General features: G+C 60.8%; 17 protein-coding genes and 1 tRNA gene. 7 read left to right on the forward strand and 11 right to left on the reverse strand.

Translation table 11 applies throughout. The annotated features are described in order from the left end of the window. Positions 1-12: 12 nt before the first annotated feature. Positions 13-2493: a hypothetical protein gene (locus VGU25_07035; GenBank protein ID HEV2576948.1), complete on the reverse strand. Its 2481-nt coding sequence runs from the start codon at positions 2491-2493 to the stop codon at positions 13-15. A 261-nt stretch (positions 2494-2754) separates the two neighbouring features. Here VGU25_07035 and VGU25_07040 point away from each other — a divergent pair, with 261 nt between their 5' ends. Next, positions 2755-4428 (forward strand): tetratricopeptide repeat protein, encoded by a 1674-nt coding sequence (locus VGU25_07040; protein HEV2576949.1) that lies wholly within the window; start codon positions 2755-2757, stop codon positions 4426-4428. A gap of 212 nt (positions 4429-4640) precedes the next feature. Here the strand turns inward: VGU25_07040 and VGU25_07045 are convergent. Beyond that, positions 4641-4729 (reverse strand) — tRNA-Leu (locus VGU25_07045). A 104-nt stretch (positions 4730-4833) separates the two neighbouring features. Here VGU25_07045 and VGU25_07050 point away from each other — a divergent pair. Beyond that, positions 4834-6087, forward strand: coding sequence for an ABC transporter permease (locus VGU25_07050; protein HEV2576950.1), 1254 nt, complete (start codon positions 4834-4836; stop codon positions 6085-6087). A gap of 31 nt (positions 6088-6118) precedes the next feature. Beyond that, positions 6119-7375, forward strand: a complete 1257-nt coding sequence (locus VGU25_07055) for an ABC transporter permease (protein HEV2576951.1) — start codon at positions 6119-6121, stop codon at positions 7373-7375. A 26-nt stretch (positions 7376-7401) separates the two neighbouring features. On the opposite strand, the gene VGU25_07060 is transcribed toward VGU25_07055, so the two are convergent. Then, entirely contained in the window at positions 7402-8151 is a 750-nt protein-coding gene (locus tag VGU25_07060) for a TIGR03435 family protein (protein HEV2576952.1), read from the reverse strand. 54 nt (positions 8152-8205) lie between these two features. Beyond that, the gene (locus VGU25_07065; GenBank protein ID HEV2576953.1) at positions 8206-10575 is read right to left on the reverse strand and encodes a transglycosylase SLT domain-containing protein; all 2370 of its coding nucleotides are present in this window, start codon (positions 10573-10575) and stop codon (positions 8206-8208) included. Between the two features lie 178 nt (positions 10576-10753). Between VGU25_07065 and VGU25_07070 the strand changes: the two genes are divergently transcribed. From VGU25_07070 to VGU25_07080, 3 genes are all read left to right on the forward strand, one after another. Beyond that, a complete protein-coding gene (locus tag VGU25_07070; protein ID HEV2576954.1) occupies positions 10754-11680 on the forward strand; it encodes an NAD(P)-dependent oxidoreductase in 927 nt (308 codons plus the stop codon). A 137-nt stretch (positions 11681-11817) separates the two neighbouring features. Further along, positions 11818-12477: a sigma-70 family RNA polymerase sigma factor gene (locus VGU25_07075; GenBank protein HEV2576955.1), complete on the forward strand. Its 660-nt coding sequence runs from the start codon at positions 11818-11820 to the stop codon at positions 12475-12477. Beyond that, a complete protein-coding gene (locus VGU25_07080) occupies positions 12474-12776 on the forward strand; it encodes a zf-HC2 domain-containing protein (GenBank protein HEV2576956.1) in 303 nt (100 codons plus the stop codon). Before VGU25_07075 ends, VGU25_07080 begins: the two co-directional genes overlap by 4 nt. 395 nt (positions 12777-13171) lie before the next feature. Here VGU25_07080 and VGU25_07085 read toward each other — a convergent pair whose 3' ends face one another. From VGU25_07085 to VGU25_07115, 7 genes are all read right to left on the reverse strand, one after another. After that, on the reverse strand, positions 13172-14131 hold the full coding sequence (locus VGU25_07085; protein ID HEV2576957.1) for a hypothetical protein: 960 nt from the start codon (positions 14129-14131) through the stop codon (positions 13172-13174). A 99-nt stretch (positions 14132-14230) separates the two neighbouring features. After that, positions 14231-15196, reverse strand: coding sequence for a glutamate formimidoyltransferase (gene ftcD, locus VGU25_07090; GenBank protein HEV2576958.1), 966 nt, complete (start codon positions 15194-15196; stop codon positions 14231-14233). A gap of 11 nt (positions 15197-15207) precedes the next feature. Then, complete coding sequence (locus VGU25_07095; GenBank protein ID HEV2576959.1) at positions 15208-15996, reverse strand: acyloxyacyl hydrolase; 789 nt, start codon at positions 15994-15996, stop codon at positions 15208-15210. Positions 15997-16066: 70 nt separating this feature from the next. Continuing rightward, positions 16067-16807, reverse strand: coding sequence for a YebC/PmpR family DNA-binding transcriptional regulator (locus VGU25_07100; GenBank protein ID HEV2576960.1), 741 nt, complete (start codon positions 16805-16807; stop codon positions 16067-16069). Between the two features lie 111 nt (positions 16808-16918). Next, entirely contained in the window at positions 16919-18190 is a 1272-nt protein-coding gene (lysA, locus tag VGU25_07105) for a diaminopimelate decarboxylase (GenBank protein ID HEV2576961.1), read from the reverse strand. Continuing rightward, complete coding sequence (locus VGU25_07110) at positions 18187-18426, reverse strand: PspC domain-containing protein (protein ID HEV2576962.1); 240 nt, start codon at positions 18424-18426, stop codon at positions 18187-18189. Before VGU25_07110 ends, lysA begins: the two co-directional genes overlap by 4 nt. Positions 18427-18571: 145 nt before the next feature. Beyond that, a complete protein-coding gene (locus VGU25_07115; protein HEV2576963.1) occupies positions 18572-19804 on the reverse strand; it encodes a hypothetical protein in 1233 nt (410 codons plus the stop codon). A gap of 108 nt (positions 19805-19912) precedes the next feature. Between VGU25_07115 and VGU25_07120 the strand changes: the two genes are divergently transcribed. Further along, entirely contained in the window at positions 19913-20185 is a 273-nt protein-coding gene (locus VGU25_07120) for a hypothetical protein (GenBank protein ID HEV2576964.1), read from the forward strand. Positions 20186-20194 lie beyond the last annotated feature (9 nt).

A 20194-nucleotide genomic window follows, 5' to 3' on the forward strand; every position in this document is an offset into this window, starting at 1 on the left:
CAACGGCCCCGCCTACCAGCGGAGCGTGACCATTCGCGTGCTGTATTGATCTCCCGAAGCCTCGAAGACAACGTGCAGTACTTTCTGTGTCGGCATCTCCGCGCCCTCTACTCTCACCGCCGCAGAGCTATGCTCATGCACGGGCAGATCGAACGCTGAGCCCGCGGGCGCTTCGAGCTCCAGTTTCAGCATGCGCGGCTCACGCGTTTCGCTCAGCACCTTCAGCCCGCGAGTGCGCGCGCCACGGAGCGGCAATCCGTGCGGCAGCTCTACCTCGACCACTGACGTAGGCACGCGCATTGTCTGGCCATCACCTGCCCCGTCCAGCTTCACGGCAGGCCCGCTCCGTTGTTCCATCCTCACGATCCACTCCGCAGACGTGCGCTCAAACAAGAGGTCGACCGTACTCGCCCCTACATGCACGCGGCGCAATTCTGCCCGGTCCCAGCTGGCAGGCAGTTGAGGAGCGACACGGAGAGTGTGTGTGAGACCGTTCACTTCCAGGCCGAACATCCCACGCACAATCGGCGTGATGACCATAGCCGAAGACCAGAGCTGGTGGCTGGTGCTTCGCCCAAACGGTTCGTAAAACTCGCCTGAAAGAAGCTCGGTCACCGCTCCAGGATCTTGCGCAAACGTCAGATCTGCGTTCTGCATCGTGAGAGCATAGCCTGCTAGCGGATGTCCGCCGCGATACTCTGCGATGGCGGCCCACCCGGTGAACAGCGGCCACACTGAGCCTTCGTGGTAACTCATCGGGTCGAATCGCGCATCATCCTCTGCAACCGAGCGCGTTCCCCAGTCGGTGTCGAAACGATGCGAAGCCCAACCCCTGAGCGCAGCTTCCTTATGTTCGAGCCCTTTGCCATCGGTCCACCACGCAACGGCCGGGAAGATCGTGTCCGTCCGGTCGTCTCCCTGCCTGTTATCGCTGAACGCATAGCGACCGTCGCCGGCCCGAAAATATTCCTTCTCAATCGTGCCGCGGATCTTACCCGCCCGCTCTTGCGCGCCCTTTGCGACATCGGTCTCACCGAGCTCGTGAGCCAGCCCGGCCATGGCAGTCGAGGCTTGCGCGTCGAGCAACGCAAGATAAATCTCCTGCTGCGGAAACACGCCTTTCCAGCTTTCCACCCAGCCGGTTCCCTGCGCATTATCGTAGATGCCATCGCCATTGGCGTCGTGCGTGGTTTCAAACTCCCACGCCTTTCGAACCGTCTCTGACTGCTCGTGTAAGAACGCCGTATCACCACTGGCACGCACATAATCCTCCATGGCCAGCAAAAACAAAGGAGTGGCGTCCGCCGCCGCGTATTGGTACGGCAGCGCTGCCCAATTTGTATTCTGGGCGGTCTGCGAACGCTCGTGCATGATCTTGCCGTCACCACGTTGATGGAGTGCAAGGTAGGCTAGCTCCGAACGCACATCGGCAAAGTCACCATAGCTGTCTAGCGCGAACAGAGTGTAGAGCGCATCACGACCGAAGAACCATCCAAAGCCCGGCCGGGCGGAATCTCCCGAGGCATAGTAACCTGCGACGAATGCTGTGCCGCCGTCCGGAGTGCGCGCACGCAATTGTTCAATCGAAGTCTCTGCCCAACCAAACTCTGAATTTAACGTGGGGTCAGGTGAATCCAGATCCATGCGCTCGTTTTCCCGCGCCTGGTATTGCGCGGCATGAGATGCGTACAAGGAAGGAAGTTGCGCATCGAGTTCAGCGAGCTTCCCACCTAGCGCCGCCGACGAGGCGTGCTCTTTATCCTGACCGATGGCCATCAGTAGCGGAAATAGTTTGCCTCGATCCCTGACGGGATCGACATGCAAGATCAATTCCAGCGGATGAGTTTGCGGTCGCTCTTGATAAGGAGCCAGAATGCCCGGCTGGCTCCCCGGAATTGTGAATGCTCCTGAAAAGCTATCAAAGTCACTGTGCAACACATAGTAACCGCTGCCATCACTTGTCTTCACCCACTCCGGCGAAGGATTACCACTGCTTAACTGCGGCCACATGGCGCGCAGATCCCCTTGGAAACGGAATACCAGTTCGGTCGGATGAAGCGCATCAATGGAGAACAGCACAACGGGGCCTGTCCCCTCCGGGGCCTTATCTGGCGAGAACATGATCTGACGAACGACGAGCGCGATATGCGAGTAGGTGATCGCAGTGTGATCGGGACGCACCTCGATCTCGCGCGCCATGTCATTCAACTTCAGTGGGACGGGATAGCCTTCAACGCGTGCCTCAATGGTCATGTGACTAAGCAGCTTGACCGGGAGTACCCACGCCTCTAGCTCTCCGCTCTGCTGCCCAACTAACACGCCCCGTTCCCCTGCGACCGTAAACGGCTCTTGATCTTCCACGGGGCGCACAATAACCGCTCCATCGCCAGTAAAAGAAAGCCCAGTTATTGTGGTCCATTGCAGGTCCTGCCCGCCCGCGATCGCACAGATCGGGAAGAGGATCGAGGCCAACACCCAGTTCTTTGCCAACATGTATGCCACCTTCAAAAGCCGCTTCATTCTAACTTGCAGGCGTTTCCCTTTAGACCGTAGCATCAGACCATTGCCACAGTAGATCGACACGAGGCATCACGCGTCATCCGTAGACAATCGACTTACACTCTCGTCATGACCGAGTTCCTCAGGACGGCTGGAGCGCGCTTTCGCCGCATAGTCACAGGCACCGTCCTTTGCGCTGTGCTGGGGATCTCGGCCGCACAAACGCCACCATCCCTACAGAACGCGACTCGTCTTATGCGTGCAGGCCTTGAGGAGGCCAATCGCGGTGATCTCGTGGCGGCTCGCCGCGACCTGGAGCGAGTCGTTCGTCTGGCGCCCCAAATTGCTCCCGGGCATAGCGCGCTGGGGTCGGTCCTGCTTTCGCTGAATCAGCCTTCCGAGGCCGAACTGGAACTCCGCACGGCATTACGCCTTGCACCGGGCGACGTTCCTACGCAGATCAGTCTCGCTCGCTGCGATTCAGCCTTAGGCCGTCACGCGGAGGCAGTTATTTTGTTCCGCGAAGCGACCTCAAAATCGCAGGACGTGGTACTGAGTGAGGCGGAGGTTCTCGCCTTTGCCGTCTCCCTTAGCGCCACCGGAGACAACGCGGCCGCCATGCAGTTGCTTACATCTGCCGAGCCATCGTTTCAGAATTCTGCACCGATAGCGGACGCGATAGGAGTACTGCTGGCCGGACAAGGACAGTCCTCAGCGGCGCTCCACTATTTCGATCGCGCATTAGAACTCGATCCGAACAGTAATCGCGCTCTTTACCATCGTGCTGCCGCTTTGCTCGAAACAGGGCAAGCCTTGGAATCTGTAACTTCGGCTCAGGAGTTGGAGGCTAGGACTAATCCGCCGAGCTTCGACGTGGAACTCCTGCTGGGTCGCGCTTTGTCTGCGACGCACGATGACAGCCATGCGCTCACTCATCTGCGCCGTGCGGTTGGCATGCACCCGGAGCTACACTCGTCGGGAGCGCAATACGCACTCGCGCTAGCTCTGCAGGCGAGCGGTGATTCTGCCGGCGCGCTGCCGTGGTTCGCACGCGTTGTGAACGATGGAAGCGCTCTTCCTGCTGAGGGAAACTCACCGCTGATCAACTACGCGCTGGCTCGCGTTCAAACCGGCGACGCAACCGGGGCTCTTCTTCTCTATGCGCGTGCGCTCGAGGAAGGTCGCGATTCGGCGACGCTTCGCGAGGACTACGGGGCAGCCTATCTCCAGGCGAACAAAGTTGACGAGGCTCTCAAGCAATTCACCGCGGGAATCCGTCTGGAACCGAATTCCGCTTTGCTGCACTACGATCTGGGCCTCGCATTCAAACTTCAGGACAACCTGACCGAGGCCGTGCCAGAATTTGAGAAAGCAGCTGCGCTCGATCAGAGCCTGCCGGATCCGCCCTATACTTTGGCGATCATCTACATGCAGCAAGGACGATTCGCTGACGCGGCTAGCAGCCTGCGTGATGTTCTCCGGCTCCAACCAGAGAATGGGGAGGCCTGGGCTCTCCTCGGAAGCGTCTTGAAGGATAGCGAGCATATGGATGAAGCTGCCGAGGCACTGCAGCACGCAATCGCGCTGGAACCGGACCAGCCCAGCTTGCATATACAACTCGCCGCTATCGAAACAACGAAAGGGAATAAAGAACGGGCAGCAGCAGAGCGGAAGATCGCGGCTGATCTGAGCCGCGCAGCGAACGAGCACCAACGCGCAAACTTCGCCCTGCGCAGTGGGCGTGCGCTGCTGGCACAGGGCCAACTGGATATGGCGGTACTTCAGTTGAAGACTGCTGCGAATGCCGAACCCGCGCTCGCGGAACCACATCTTCTTCTCGCCGAAGCCTACACGAAGCAGGGCAAGACCGCAGCCGCCGCGCTGGAGCGCAAGGAAGCCGCGAAGCGGACCAACAGCGTAACACCGTAAGCACGCGCTCCTGCGACGCATTACCTGAACAAGATCGCACAGCATGAAACCTGCACATTTGCTGTATTTTCAGACCCGCAATCCGTTCAACGTGTCGGGAGAGTCCGTTGTGTTTTCTGTTTCTGAGCATGACGGTGCCGGTGATGAACCATCTGCTAACCATTCGATAGCGCTCAGAGCATGAGCCGCTAATGTCTGTAAGTTGCTTATTTTGGTGCCCGAGGGGGGACTTGAACCCCCACGCCGCTTTCGCAGCTGCGGATTTTAAGTCCGCTGTGTCTGCCGATTCCACCACCCGGGCGCCTGCTCCATCCTACCAACTCTCAGCCTCGCGCCACGACGAGGGAACAACCCGCCTCACGCCTGCGTACCCCAACTAACGCTCTTCATCGGGCGGACGCCATCATGCCCTTTCACGAGATCCTCAAACAAACGCTTGCCGCACTCTGGGAGTCGAAGCTCCGCAGCTTCCTCACCATGTTCGGCATCCTCTGGGGCATCACCTCGGTCATCCTCCTCGTCGGCCTCGGCATCGGCTTCAGCATTCAGCAGCGCAAGCAGCTCGCCACCATCGGCACCGACATCGCCATCATGTTCGGAGGCAAAACCGGCATGCCCTTCCAGGGCTACCCCGCCGGCCGCGACGTGCTCCTCAGCATCGACGACGCCGTCGCAATCAAGCAGCTCGCTCCGCTCATCAAAACCGTCTCACCCGAAATCCGCAAGACCGTCAACGAAGTCAGCCAGTGGAACGCCTCCAACCGCGCCGTCCGCGGTGTCTGGCCCGAGTACCAGCACTTTCGCTCGCTCACTGTCGCGCAGGGCCGCCTCATGTCCCAGGAAGACGAAGACTCGGGCGCACGCGTCGTGGTCCTCGGCGCTGACTCCGAGCGCCAACTCTTCCCCGGCAAGCTCTCCATCGGCCAACCCATCCAGATCTCCGGCTACCCCTACACCGTCGTCGGCGTGCTCGAGAAAAAACAGCAGAACGGCAGCTACGGCTCCGGCCCCGACAACACCCAGCTCTTCGTCCCGTTCTCCGCCATGGAGCGCGACTTCCCGCCCGACTTCAAAGGCTCCTTCGCCGGCTACGTCAACAACATTGTCGTCGCGCCCGTCGACCCCAAGCTCCACGAGGCTGCAATGCGTCAGGTCCGCGAAGTCCTCGGCGCGCGCCATCACTTCGACCCAATCGACCTCGACGCCCTCTGGGTCTGGGACACGCTCGACAGCGTCAAGTTCACCGACCGCATCTTCCACGTCATGACGCTCTTCTTCGCCGCCGTCGCTCTGCTCACGCTCGCGCTCGGCGGCATCGGCGTCATGAATATCATGCTCGTCGCCGTCTCCGAACGCACCCGCGAGATCGGGGTCCGCAAGGCACTCGGCGCCACCGCCCGCGACATCCGCCGTCAGTTCCTCACCGAAGCCGCTATCATCACCCTCGTCAGCGGCGGCCTGGGGCTCTTGTGCTCCTTCGCCATCATCGCCGGCATCCGTCTCATTCCACTGCCGCCGTTCATTCCGGTTCCGGCCATCTCTCCGTTCGCCATCGTCTCGTCACTTCTCACGCTCGCGGCCATCACCGTCGGCGCCGGCATGTATCCTGCCATGCGCGCCGCCAGCCTCACGCCCATCGAGTGCCTCACCACCGAATAAAAAGCATTAAGCAGATCCGGAAATCGTAGCCATGCAAATCCGCGAAGCCTTCATCCAGTCCGTCGACTCCCTTCGCCGCAATCGTGTGCGCTCCGTCCTCACCATGCTCGGCATCGTCTGGGGACTCGTCACCGTCGTTCTCCTGCTCAGCTACGGCAACGCCATCGGGAAGTGCGTGCTCCAGGGCTTCCTCGGCATCGGCAACAACATCGTCATGTTCTGGGGCGGTCAAACTTCAATGCAGGCCGGCGGCCAGCGTTCCGGCCAGAAAGTAATCCTCAAGGAAGAGGACGCCGAAGCCCTCCGCGACGCGCTTCCCTTCCTCCGCGCCGTCTCCGACGAGATCGACGACGGCCTCAGCGTCAAGTACGGCCCCAAAGTCGTCAGCATCCAGTCCAAAGCCGTCGAGCTCCCCTACGGTGGCATGCGCCGTCTCGACGTCGAAACCGGCCGCTACTTCGAGTCCGACGACTTCACGCAGCATCGCCAGGTCGTCATCTTTGGCTCCCACGCTGCCGAAAAGCTCTTCAACGGCTATCCGCCCGTCGGCGAAACCGTGCAGATCGAAGGCCAGCCCTTCGAAGTCATCGGCGTCCTTCGCAACAAGATCCAGGACTCGTCCAACAACGGCCCTGACAACGAAAACATCTTCGTTCCCTACGAAACCATGCGCTCGATTAAGCAGGAGCGCGACCCGGGCTCCATCGTCTTCCAGCCCAGCTCGCCGGAGATCCATCTCCGCGCCATCGCCGCCGTCCGCACCGTCCTCGCGCAGCGCCACCACTTCAACCCCGCCGACGACAAAGCCCTCAACATGTGGGACACCATCGAAAACTCCAAGCAGATCATGGCCTTTTCTATCGGCCTCGAAGTCCTGCTCGGCATCATCGGCGCCATGACCCTCGCCGTCGGCGGCGTCGGCGTTATGAACATCATGCTCGTCTCCGTCACCGAACGCACGCGGGAGATCGGCATCCTCAAAGCCCTCGGCGCGCGCCGCCGCGACATCCTCGCTCAGTTCCTTCTCGAGAGCCTCATCCTCACCTTCATGGCCGGTGCCATCGGCATGATCATCGCCGTCATCCTCGGCCATCTCATCCCGCCCATGCCCCTCTACTCCGACATCTACAAGACCGCGAACCACGAAGGCGACATCATCCTCCGCGCCTCCGGCTCCACCATGATCGCGTCCTTCGCCATCCTCGCGCTCGTCGGCATTATCAGCGGCTTCATCCCCGCCTTCCGCGCCTCACGCCTCGACCCCGTCGTCGCCCTTCGCCACGAGTAAACACAACTGCAGCGAGCCGCTTCTCCTCAGTTTGGCGTCGGATCTTCACTACGATCGACCACCAGCGTCTCGAACATCGCCTTTTTCGGCGTTATTTGCAATCCCAACTCCCCTTTCAGAGCAGCGTTCAGAACGGCGCCGACGCTCGGCAGCTGAGACTTGTCGGTCTCGGCAACGTCAACGTAGGACCTGAAGTCAAGCTCGAGGTCGTACTGTCCAGGCAGGCCGGTTTGGTCGGCCACAGGACCCTCCAGAGGACCGGAAAGAAAATCGGCGAACTCCTTCATCGTGATGTTGCGCGCCACAGTGCCTGTCGCCGAATTCTCGTGATAAGCCTGGCCGGGCGCGGCGGATCGATGAAACTTCGCTGGATTCTTCGGCGGTTGCGCGAAGACACTCATCACATATCCGCGCATCTCTCGCTGTTCATGGTGCAGAGTCAGATGAAACCGATCGGCGAGCAGTGCCTGCATCATCTGCCGCATCTGGTCGGCAGTAACGTCGTGATCTACCTTCGCGACAATGTCGTAGCGTTTGTCGCTAATGGAGGCAGGACCGGCTACCTGTGACGTAGAGACGCCGTAAGCAAACGCCACGCAATTCCGTACCGATACGTCGTGCATCTGAAGAGCGTCGCGCGAAATCGTCGTGCGGCCGTCCCTTTCATTAGCAACACGCTCTGTCGCAGGGCGAATGCTGGCGACATCGAAGCTCGTTTGGGCAAATCCTGAATACGGCAGCGCTGCCATGAGAGCGAGAAGAATCGAGCGAAGCATGATCCTGACTACGGCGCCGCCCTTGAGGAGGTTCCCACGCGTGAAAAATTCGCCCTACTTCCCTCCATAAATCGCCCGATACATCTCACGATTCCGCAAAATACTCTGCACATAATCCCGCGTCTCGCTATAGGGAATCGACTCCACCCACTCCGGCACATCCTTGTAGTCACCCTCCGCAATCCACTGCCTCACCGGCGAATCGCCCGCGTTGTAGCTTGCCAGCGCATACTCCACCTGGCCGCCATACTTATTGATCGCCTGCTTCAAATCCGTCGTCCCCAACTTGATATTCACCGTCGGGTCCAGCAACTCATTCGCGTTGAAGTGCTTCACGCCATCCTTGCGCGCCAGCCCCTTGCCCGTCGACGGCAGCAGCTGCATCAGCCCCACCGCATTCGCCCGGCTCACCGCGCCCGCATTGAACTCCGACTCCTGTCTTATCAGCGAAGCCACAAGATAGGGATCCAGCCCATTCGCCGCAGCATTATCCTTCAGCGTCGACCAGTACGGCCGCGGATACAAAATCTCCCAGTACGCATGCGGCACATCATCCACATTCAGCGCAAAGAACGGAATCTTGCTCCGCTTCATCGCCTGCAGCGCCCGCGTCGTCTCGCCAAAGCTCTCGTAGATATCCGCCTCCGCCAACGCGCCCCACTCGTTCGAGGTCGCACTCAGCGCAATCTCCGGCCGGATGTACTCATTCAGCGCCGCGTTCGCCAGCAGCCGCGCCTTGATCAAATGCGGATCGTTCTCCGGCAACTGATCGATCAACTCCGGATCATCCACCTCGCGCACCGCCGCCAGCGTCGTCGCCTCGACCGCCTCATCGCGCTTTCCGATCGCCGCCATCCTCTGCCGCGCCAGCATCGCGTAATAGCTGTTCACATACGCGTCGTTCAGCTTGTTGTAGTAGTTCAGCGCCTGCGAGAAGTTGTGCTCTACATCCTCGTACAATCGCCCGCGCCAATACAGCGCTCCCGGAATCTCCTGCCCTCCCGGATAGTTCTGTATCTGTTCATCCATCAGCCTTGCAGCCTCCGGATAATTCCGCGTCCGATAGTTCAGCCACGCCGCACGCCAGTGCGCGCTCGGCGCATACACACTCTTCGGAAAGTGCTGCACCAGCGCCGCGTAATCCCCAATCGCGCGCCCCGTGTCCCGGCGGATCAGGTACATGTTCCCGCCCGAGTACAGCGCCTCTTCCAGCCACCGGCTCTGCGGATACTGTTGCATCAACTGCTGCACAAGAATGTCCTGCGCCGTCGTGTCACCCACGTTGCGCGCGATCTCCGCCTGCAGATATAACTTCAGCGCCGCACTGTCATCGCCCGTCACCGGCAGCCGTTCCACATCCGCCCGGCTCAGCCGCTTCAGCTTCAGATCGCAAACTGCTGCATAGATCTCCAGCGCGTCGCGGTCCGCCTGCGTCAGATCTTTGTCATCCTTCTGCAGCTCGCGATACTCGATCGCCGCATCGCCATACTGATGCGCATTGAACATCGCATCCGCATGCTGCTTGCGCTCCGCCACCGTCAGCGGAATCTGCATGCTGGCCAGCTGGTTCTTCGCCTCATACGCCTGGCTGCTCAGCGGATCTCCCAGATAAATCCCGCGATACAACTTCGCCGCCTCCGCAGAGTTCCCACTCTGCTGATACGCCTTCGCCAGCGTCGACCGAAAATCCACATGGCTTCCCGCCGGCGTATTCGCCAGTGGCTGCAACACGCGCAGCGCGCTCGCAGCATCATGATTTTCCAGATACGCCTGGGCCAGCGTTACCGGCGCATTCGGCACAAACAAACTGTCCGGATACTTCTCCGCAAAATTCGCCAACGCCGGAATCGCGTCTGAAGGTCTGTTCGCTGCAATCGCCGCCTGCGCGCCCAGATACACCGCGTAATCATCCAGCGCATCGCCGGCCTGCTTCGCCGCCGCGTATGCCTCCTCCGCCTCCGGATATCTGTGGTCCAGCATCAGCGCATGCCCCAGCGCCAACTGCGCCGCCGCCGCGCCATCGCCCGGATGCCCCGCAGCCCAGTGCTGCACGCCCTCGTACGCAGCCGCACTCCGCGTGCTTATCAGCTCCTGCGCCATAGGCCGCAACTGCGCACTCGCTACAAACGCCGTATGCAGCCGTTTGCTCAGCGCCGTCGCCGCCACCTCAATATGCTTCCGCCGAACCTTCCCGCGCCCCGCATGCCTCTTCGCTGCAGTCCGCTTCGACGTCGCTGCATGATGAGTCGTCGCTGCGTGATGAGTCGTCGCCGCATGATGCGCAGCCTGACACGGGCAGCTCTTCCCGGAACTGCAGCAGCTCTTCGAAGGCGCGGCCTTCTTCTTGTGTGTGCTCGTACTCGAGCTCTGCGCCAGCCCAACAGCCATCGCCGTGCACATTGTGCCGGCTACCAACCACTTCAATCCCGAACCCTGCTTCACCATTCCACCTTGATTCGACTCTACGGCGTTCAAAAAGACTCTGCATCCACACCTCCGTGCTACCCGAACCACCACAGGTACATCACTGCCGCCCCGCGACCACCAGTGTGTCGGGCTGCGCCCTTTCGTTCCTGGGATCGATCGGAACTAAAATCCGGGAATGAGAGTTCTGATCGCCGGAGCCACCGGGGCGATTGGTAAGCCTTTGCTGCGTTGTCTCGACGACGCAGGACACCAGATGTTTGTACTGGTGCGCCCTTCCAAAGCCGCCGCCATCCAGGTAAAAAACGCCACTCAGGTGGCCGCCGACGCGCTCGATGCCGCAGCCGTGTCGCAGGCGGTTCGGCAAATCAAGCCTGACGCCATCATCAACGAACTCACGTCGCTTCCGAAACATTACACGCCGGCGGACATGAAAGAAGCCTCACCGCGGGACACCGAAGTGCGGGTGAAGGGCAATGCAAACCTGCTAACCGCCGCCCGTGCCGTGAATTGCCGCCGTTACATTCTGCAATCTTCCGGCTTCTGGTACGCGCCCGGGCCGGGGCTGGCCGATGAGTCCACTCCGTTTGCATCCGACGCCTCGCCCGGCATCGCCGCCGGATGCAGAACCTACGCGGATTTGGAAGCGACAGCCCAGAATTCCGGCGTGCAGACAGTACTGTTGCGTTACGGATTTTTCTACGGACCCGGAACCTGGTTCAGCCCGGAAGGCGACGTCGGCCAGCAGGTTCGCCGGCGCGAGGTTCCCGTCGTCGGTAAGGGTGAAGGAATCTGGAGCTGGGTCCACATAGACGATGCCGCCGCAGCCACCTGTGCCGCGCTCACCGCGGACCCGGGCGTGTTTAACGTGGTTGGCGATCAGCCAATTGCACAGTCTGCATGGCTGCCCGCATTTGCAAAGTTCGTTGGCGCCCCGGAGCCGCCAACTGTGTCGGAAGAACAGGCCCTGCAAAATGCCGGACCGGATTCTGTTTATTACGCCACCAGGCTCCGCGGAGCCTCCAACTACAAAGCAAAAATACAATTGGAATTCCGTCCACGGCCTCTCGAGTGGATCGGTACGCAGGCAGGCGCGTCGGCCTGAAATGAAGAGCAACTTTTTCCGAGCGAGCGTCACATCCGCGCCGGCGCTCGTCAAACGTTTATGAAGTCTCAATAGGCCACGGCAGCCGGTTCTGTCATCCATTCAATCCCAATCTGAGTCCTGTAAACTAAGAACATATGGCGGCCCATCCCTCATCTCTCGCAGACGACCCGGCCGAGCTCCACGGAGCCGCTGCCGTTGAGGCTCCGCACCCCGACCTCGAGCTCGTCGAGCGCGCCAAGGCTGGCGACACCGCCGCCTTCGAAAAACTGGTCCGTCAGTACGACCGCCAGATCTATCGCACCGCCCTCCACATCACCCAGAACCGCGAAGACGCCGAAGACATCACTCAGGACGTCTTCTTCAAGGCCTTCCAGAAGCTCGATCAGTTCCAGGGCAACTCCAAGTTCTCCACCTGGCTCGTCCGCATCGCCGTCAACGAGAGCCTCATGCGCCTCCGCAAGCGCAAGACCTCCAAGACCGTATCCATGGACCAGGACGTCCAGACCGACGAGGGTTCCATCCCCCGGGACTTCGCCGAATGGCGCCCTAACCCCGAGCAGATTTACTCGCAGGGCGAGCTGGGCGATATCCTCCGCAAAACAATCGCAGGATTGCCCCCAGGTTTCCGAACCGTTTTCACCCTCCGCGACATCGAAAACCTGTCGACCGAGGAAACGGCCGAGGCGCTAGGATTGAGCGTCCCTGCCGTGAAGTCACGACTGCTGCGTGCGCGCCTGCAACTACGCGAGCGCCTCAGCCGCTACTTCCGCAAAGCCAACGAGGGCTCGAAGTGAACTGCACCGATTTTCTTGCGAAACTAACCGACTACTTCGACGGCCAGATCGACCCCGATCTCCTTGCAGAAGTCAAAGAGCACCTCGGCACCTGCCACCACTGCGAAGTGGTCGTGAACACCACCCGCAAAACCATCGACATCTACCGCGGCAACCAGGCCTACGACTTCCCCGAAGACCTCTCGACCCGCCTTCGCTCGGCCATCATGGCCCGCTGTAACGCCTCCAAAGAAGGCGCAGAAGCCAAAGCCAAACTCCACGCTGAGCTCGTCCGCGACGCCTCCTCCCGCTCCTCCTGAAAGAATCCGAACCGTCCCGACCGGGCGGCCTAGCCTTTCACGGTTTCATCGTGAAAGGGCGGGGTATCGCCCGTTAAGGCGCGCGAGCCTTTTGCTTTCGTTTTCCTTGTTGTCATCCCCGAAGGGGATCTGCTTTTGCTTCTAAGTGCCTCATGACATGTTCTTCCAAACAAGCTGAGACCCCTTGACACGCCACCTGTTCCGAGAGCCCCTCGCAACGTCACGCCATTCCATCCTCGTCCACCAGAGACGCACTAAGGTCCACCCCTAAGGTCTTTCGTTCGAAGATTTTGCGCAAAAAGTACGGGGGGAGGGGGTACCCCACCCCGAACGCAAAAAGGCGGCCCGAAGGCCGCCTTTCACTAACTACTAACTACTAACCACTAACTACTCGCTTACTTCACTACCTGCTGGAACAGCGGCGAGCTTAGCAAACCAGCAAACTCGCTGTCCGACGACGAGTAATCCACCGTCAGCGTCCCCGAGTTCGAGTCGATCGACGTGTCATCCACCGCGCTCCGCTCGAGCGGCGACCCAGACGTCTTCTTCAGGATGGCAACACCCTTCAGCAGCGTCGCCGCCGTCGCCGCGGTCATCGTGTCCGACATCACCACGGACATGTCGAACTTCACCCCGTTGGAGAAGTCCATCGTGTACCGGGCGCTCTTCATCCGGTTCTTCACCGTGTCGTAGTCCGCCAGCTGCGAAGCCTCACCCAGCACGCTCTTCATCATGGTCTGGGTGCCCTTCTGGTCCAGAAGGCTCCAAACCGGACGGCTGTCCACGATGGCCATATCGTTCATCATGTCGCCGTTCTGGAGGAAGTTCGGCGCCAGGCCGTCGCGCGCATCCAGCGCCGCCTTCACCGCATCCCGGTCCCCGAAGATCATGACCGTCTGGTTCAGGAACGCCACACTCATCCCTGCCACACCCATCGGATACACCGGATTATTCCGCACCATCAGCGGCTTGGTCTTCTTCTTGGCGAAGTCCGCGAGGATCGACTGATAGTTGAACTGTCCCTGTGCAACTCCAAGAATCCGCACGTTATCCACGCCGGGCGCACGGAAGGCCGCAAACGCCAGCGTGTCGGCATCCTGGTCAACTTTGAGCCCTGAAGTCTTGAGCGAGGTTTCCAGCCGCTTCAACTCAGGTGGAAGCACCCGGTCCTTAAGCTGCATGGCGGCCGGCGAGTTCTGCATCGCCCGGTAGTCCACCACAATGATCTGCTGCACGTCCCGTGGGATCGACGAACGCGCGTCCCCTGAGAGCTGCGAAGCCCCTGCTATTGAAGGAACCGCCACCAGGCCCACGAGAAGGCCCAGAACCGCTCCACCCTTGAAAATCTTCGACATCGTCACTGTCCGCACTCCGACTGAAACCGCGGTTTCCGCAGCCTCTATTGTTTCGTGAACTACCTAAACTCGCAACAAATTCGCGCTACTGCTTTCGAATCAAGGCCACGCCAAAGGATGTAGCAGCCGGCGCTCCAGGACTCTCTCCTCGGGATTAAACCCGACTATTTGACGAACCCAATCAGCATTTGGCTCAAACGCCTGCTCCGGAATCAGGCCAATCAACTCCCCGTCGCCGACCAGTGCTCCGTGCCGCGCAGCACTTTCGGCGACCGCCGCATGCACCCGGGCCATCGGCGTGTGCCGGAAGTCCGTAACGTTCATGCTGACCTGCGCGTGGCCGTTGACCATAACTCCCATGGCTTTTACGCCATAGAGTCCCCCGCTCGACGCCCGTACGTCCTTCGCAACCGTCCGGGCAAGCCCGACGTCCGCCTTCCCGCGCCGCGCATGCAGCGTGATGTTGTAAGCGATAAGGAAGTGTCGTGCGCCCACCGCGCTGGCGCCCGCCGTGGAATGAATCCCCGGCCCCCCGATGTCCGGCTGTCGCGTCGAGTCCTTCAACGAATCCACGCTGAGGCCTTCGAATTCGCCCCGGCGCACATTCTCCAGGTGCACACGATCCGGACGCGACGCCGCCGCCTCATAGAAATAAACCGGAACGCCGAAGCGCTTCCATATCTCCATCCCAGCCTGGCGCGCCAGCAGAACGCATTTGGGCAACGAGATTCCGTTGACCGGAACAAACGGCACGACATCCGCCGCGCCCATGCGCGGGTGTTCGCCCTTCTGCTGCGTCAGATCGATCAGTTCGGCAGCCTTGCCAACGCCGCGCACAGCAGATTCAAGAACCGCTTCAGGCGAGCCCGCGATGGTCACGACCGAGCGGTTGTGATCAGGATCCAGCGACCAGTCCAGAAGGTGAACTCCCTCGACGTGCATCGCGCGAACAATGGCGCGGACCTTGCCCGCGTCTCGGCCTTCGGCGAAGTTGGGAACGCACTCGACGATCGGTGAAGCAACCGCTTGCGTCTCGTTTTCCTGGACCAGGACTTGGCTGCTCATCAACGGCTTCCCTACTTCCACCAGCTATACCCAACTGAAAACTGCACGCTTGCGTTCACGCCGGGATTCCGGTCGCCAAGACTAGCGCTGGAAATATGCACCGCGTTCGCGCTGACGTCAATGGATCTTCCAGGCCGCAGGAAATAATGCGTTCCAACTCCGAACTGCGGCGTAAAGTTCCACACGCTGGTGTCGGCACTGGGTCCGTCGTTATCCAGATAGGATTGGCCGCTGGGTGGTCCGATCGTCGTCGGTCCAGACGCCGACGTGGCCATCCCATAGGCTGGATATTTGTGATTCGTCCAGACCAGGCCACCGGCTCCCTGAATCCAGGGCATCCAGCGCGCCCCGTGCGTGAAGTTCCAGCGCAGAATAATCGGCGTAACGCTCACTCCTGTAAACGTGCCGCCGACGGTGTAGTTTGCCGAGCAACTCACGTAGGTTCCTGGTTGCGCGGGAGGAAAAATCTGGGTGCAGTTGGCGCGTTGGAACTTCGGCGTATAGCTCTGCCACAGCGGGAAGACTTCGACCCCATACTCGAAGTCGCCCTTAAGCAGACCCGCACCGACCTGAGACGTGAGGATGCGTCCGGCGTGCACACCGGCGGTAAGAAATTTGAAGCTGCCGCGATCTTCTGTGACGCCGAAGCCGCCTTGTAGGAGCGCGCCGAAGTTCCACTTGGCTGTTGCGGCAGCGTCGGCCACCGGCGATTCATTCGCATTTCGCTGTGCAACGGCGCTATGAGCCATGGTCAGCGCGATGAAAACCGCCAACACCCCTGCAACGTGTTTTACCGTCACTCGCTGCTCCTCACAGTGAAAAGCCGCCATGAGAGTGGCGGCTTTCGCTTCGTTCTCTGATGTTAGACGACTATGCCGGAACCTGCGCTTCATCCATTTCGAAGTTCGAGTAAACATTCTGCGTATCGTCGAGATCTTCGAGAGTTTCGAGCAGGCGCATCATCGCAGAGGCCTGCGTGCCTTCGAGCTTCTGATAGGTCGAGGGAACCATCGTAACCTCGGCGGATTCAGGCTCAATCTTCGCGGCTTTCACGGCATCGCGGACGGCCTCGAAGTCCTTCGGCGAGGTCAGAATCTCCCAGTAATCGCCGTCATTGTTGAGGTCGTCGGCGCCTGCATCGAGCACGATCTCGGTGAGCTTGTCCTCATCGGCGGCTGACTTCGCGACGATGATGACACCCTTCTTCGAGAACATATAGCCGACCGAACCGGTCTCACCGAGGTTGCCACCGTTCTTGGAGAACGCATGCCGAATCTCGCTGACAGCCCGATTGCGATTGTCGGTGAGGACCTCGACGATGATGGCCACACCGCCGGGACCGTAGCCCTCGAAGGTGATGTCCTCGTAGCTGGCGCCCTCGATTTCACCCGTGCCGCGCTTGATGGCGCGCGAGATGTTGTCGTTGGGCATGTTTTCGGCCTTGGCGGCCGCGATGGCGCTGCGCAGGCGCGGATTGCCGTCAGGGTCTCCGCCGCCGGCTTTCGCGGCGACCATGATTTCCTTGATCAGCCGAGTAAATATCTTGCCGCGCTTGGCGTCGAGTGCGCCCTTCTTGTGCTTAATGGTCGCCCATTTTGAATGGCCGGACATGCTGAAACCTCGAACTGAAAGTCTGTCTGCAAGCTCCGGAACGGGCTCGAAAGGCCACTCAACGAAGCATTTGCACCGTTGGTGATTCTACCGCATGCCCGCGACGTGAGGCTAGAGCAGCTCCGGAGCGAAGAGGTCGTCAAGGGTCTCGCGCCGGCGGATGAGGCGCGCCCTGTCGTCTTCGATGAGGACCTCGGCGGGGCGGACACGGGTGTTGTAGTGGGAACTGAGGCTCATACCGTAGGCGCCGGCATCGAGCAGGGCGACCAGCTCACCGGAGCGCAGTTGCTCGATTTCGCGATCGCGGGCGAAGAAGTCGCCGGACTCGCAGACGGGACCGACGATGTCGGCGATTTCTTTCGTCGCGTTTGATTGAAGCACGGGAACGATCTCGTGGTGCGCTCCGTAGAGCGCCGGGCGGATGAGGTCGTTCATCGCAGCGTCCGTGATGATAAAGCGTTTGCTCCCGTTCTGCTTGGTGTAAAGAACGCGCGACAGCAGCGCGCCAGCCTGTGCGATGAGGAAGCGGCCGGGTTCGAGCAGCAGATGAACGCCGAGTCCTTCCAGTGCGGACCGGATGGCGCGCGCATATTCGGCCACCCGTTCGGCGGGATCAAACGGCGCTCGGCCGTACTCAATGCCGAAGCCGCCGCCGGCGTCGAGGTACCGGATGTCGATGCCGTCGGCGCGAAGGTCTTCGATGAGGGCGCGAACGCGCTTGACGGATTCGGCAAACGGCGCGGTGTCGCGAATCTGCGAGCCGATGTGCACGCTAACGCCGGCGGGTATGATGCCGGGCAGTTGCGCAGCGCGGCGATAGACTTCGCGCGCTCGCTCAATAGCGATGCCAAACTTATGCTCGCGCAACCCGGTGGAGATGTAGGGATGCGTTTGCGCGAAGACGTCAGGATTTACGCGCAGCGCGATGCGGGCGCTTTTGCCGAGCGCCTGTGCGCGTTGAGCGAGAAGCTCGAGCTCGGCTTCGCTCTCGACGTTGAAGAGAAGGATGCCGGCGTCGAGTGCGGCGTCGATCTCCCAGGCCTGCTTGCCGACGCCAGAGAAGACGACGCGCTGCAAGGCTTCAGGAGCGGCGCGGCGCACGCGTTCCAGCTCGCCGCCGGAGACGATATCGAAGCCGCAATCGAGCGATGCGAGGAGCTTGAGGATCGCGAGCGAGGAATTCGCTTTGACCGCATAGCAGACGGTGTGCGCGACGCCGGCGAACTCACGCGTCAGCATGCCGACGCGATCGCGGATGTCGTCGGCGGAGTAGACGTAGAGCGGCGTGCCGAATTGTGCGGCGAGGTCTGCGAGTTTGACGCTGCCGCAGCAAAGTTGGGAGTCAATGTAGCGGAACGGCCGCGGGGCGGGAAATTCACTCACGAGTGGGTCACACTCGTCATCTGCGGCAGCAGGTAGGGTTCATTCGGGATGACAATCCACGCGATGATGTAGGCGATCAGGGGAGAACCCGCTCCACAGAAGACAGCAAGCACCAGGATCAAGCGGACCAGCAGCGGATCCCAGCCATAGCGCTGTGCGAAAGCGGCGCAGACGCCAGCAATTCTGCGGCCTTCGCGCGGGCGTTCCAGGCGAGGCCACTGGCGCGCATAGGGCACCGCTGACAGCGCGCAGCCGCAGTTGCTGCAGAATCGTGCGCCCTCGTTCAAAGTCGTGTGACACGCCGGACAAACCATACTTGCCTCCTTACGACACATCTTGCCATACGCGCCGAACGCGTGCGCGGTTCCATGTCGGGATCCGCTATTTGCCCGTGTATGGTGACTTCAAGTACTTGCGCGCGAGATCGGCCTGCGAGGTATCACCGCCCGAAGCCGCGAGCTGGTACATCTTCACGGCGTTCGCACGTTGATGGAGCATATCGTAGACCTCTCCGGCATTCACCTGCGCGCGGCTGCGCAGCCAGGGGCTGCAGTTCGGCTGCTCGGCGGCCTGTATGTATGACTTCACAGCGTCTGGAAGCTGGTTGTAGCCGCGCTGTGTTTCGGCGAGACCGAACCACGCCATCTGCAGCCGAGGGTCGATGAAGTACCCGGGCTTCTGCGCGTCGGCGAGTACCTGCTTGTACGCGGCGATGGCCTCGTAGCCGTGCCCTTCATCCTTGAGCAGGTTCGCTACTTCGAGGCTGAAGAGATAGTCGTGCGGGTACTGATCGGTCAGGCTGCGCTCGACCTGCAGGGCCTCGGGATATCGGCCATCGTGACGAAGAAAGAGGCTGAGCGCTGTGCGGGATTCGACCGTGGTCACGACACCGTGTTGGGCGGAGTCGCGCAGTAGAGCGATGCCTCTTGATTTTGAGCCACCAACGCCGAAGACGCCGACGACAAAGCGAAGGAAGCGCGGAAGGCTGGCGACGGCGAACTGCTGAATGCCGATGGCCATCTCGGCATCGGCGTATTGAGGATCGATCTTCAGGGCGGCTTCGCTGTCATTGCGGGCCTGCAACCCTTGGCGTGCCGCGGCTGAAAAGGCGTGGTCGGCGAGCGTGACGAACGCGGCGTGCATGCCCTTCGCGTAACCCCGGGCAAACAACGCGTCCTTATCCTGCGGGTTCTGGTTGACGCGCTGATCGCACATGCCGATCACTTTGTCGGTGAGGCCGTTGATCTGGTCGCGCGACTGCTTCGAGATGTTGATCTGACGCTTGTTGAACAGGAAGCTGTCATGCGCGTAATACGTGGTGTCGAGCAGGTCCTGGTGATAGAGCTCGCGGAAGATCGTCACGACGAGGATGTAGTCCCACGCCATCGGATCCTGTGCGTGCTGCGCCGCGACCTGGTTGAAGTCCTTAAGCGCGCCCTCGAAGTCGAGATTGTAGAAGCGGTCGTAGCCCTGGCGGACCAGCGGGTCGAGGTTGAGCGGATCGGTATGGACGTTTGCGGGCTGGGCTTGCGCCGGTGCGCAAAGAATCAGGAGGCAGACCAGCAATGGCAGCAGCCTCATCAGCGCCTGCGGCCACAAAATGAATCTTCGCACCCGGAGTCTCTCCTGTTTGCTCAGCGCGCGGTCCGCGCAGATACACTATACCTTTGGACGTGTGAGCAGGCTGTAAGCCTCCATGCCGCTCGCCGACCGCTATTCACGATGAGCGCATCGATCATACTTCCGCCCCTTCTTCTGCTGCTCGCCTGCGGCGCGTATATCTTTTGGCCGCAGCGCAGGCTCGCCGCGGCGCCGGAGAAAACGCGCCTGGACTATCTCCGCGAGCGCAAGGAGGTTATCTATGAGAACCTCCGCGACCTGAACTTCGAGTACAAGGCTGGCAAGTATCCGGAAGCCGACTACGCGGCGCAGCGCAATGTGTTGGAGACAGAAGCGGCGACCGTGCTGGCGGAGATGGAATCGCTGGGCGGTTAGCGCAGCAAC

The sequence above is a fragment of the Acidobacteriaceae bacterium genome (assembly GCA_035944135.1).
Taxonomy (GTDB): domain Bacteria; phylum Acidobacteriota; class Terriglobia; order Terriglobales; family Acidobacteriaceae; genus Granulicella.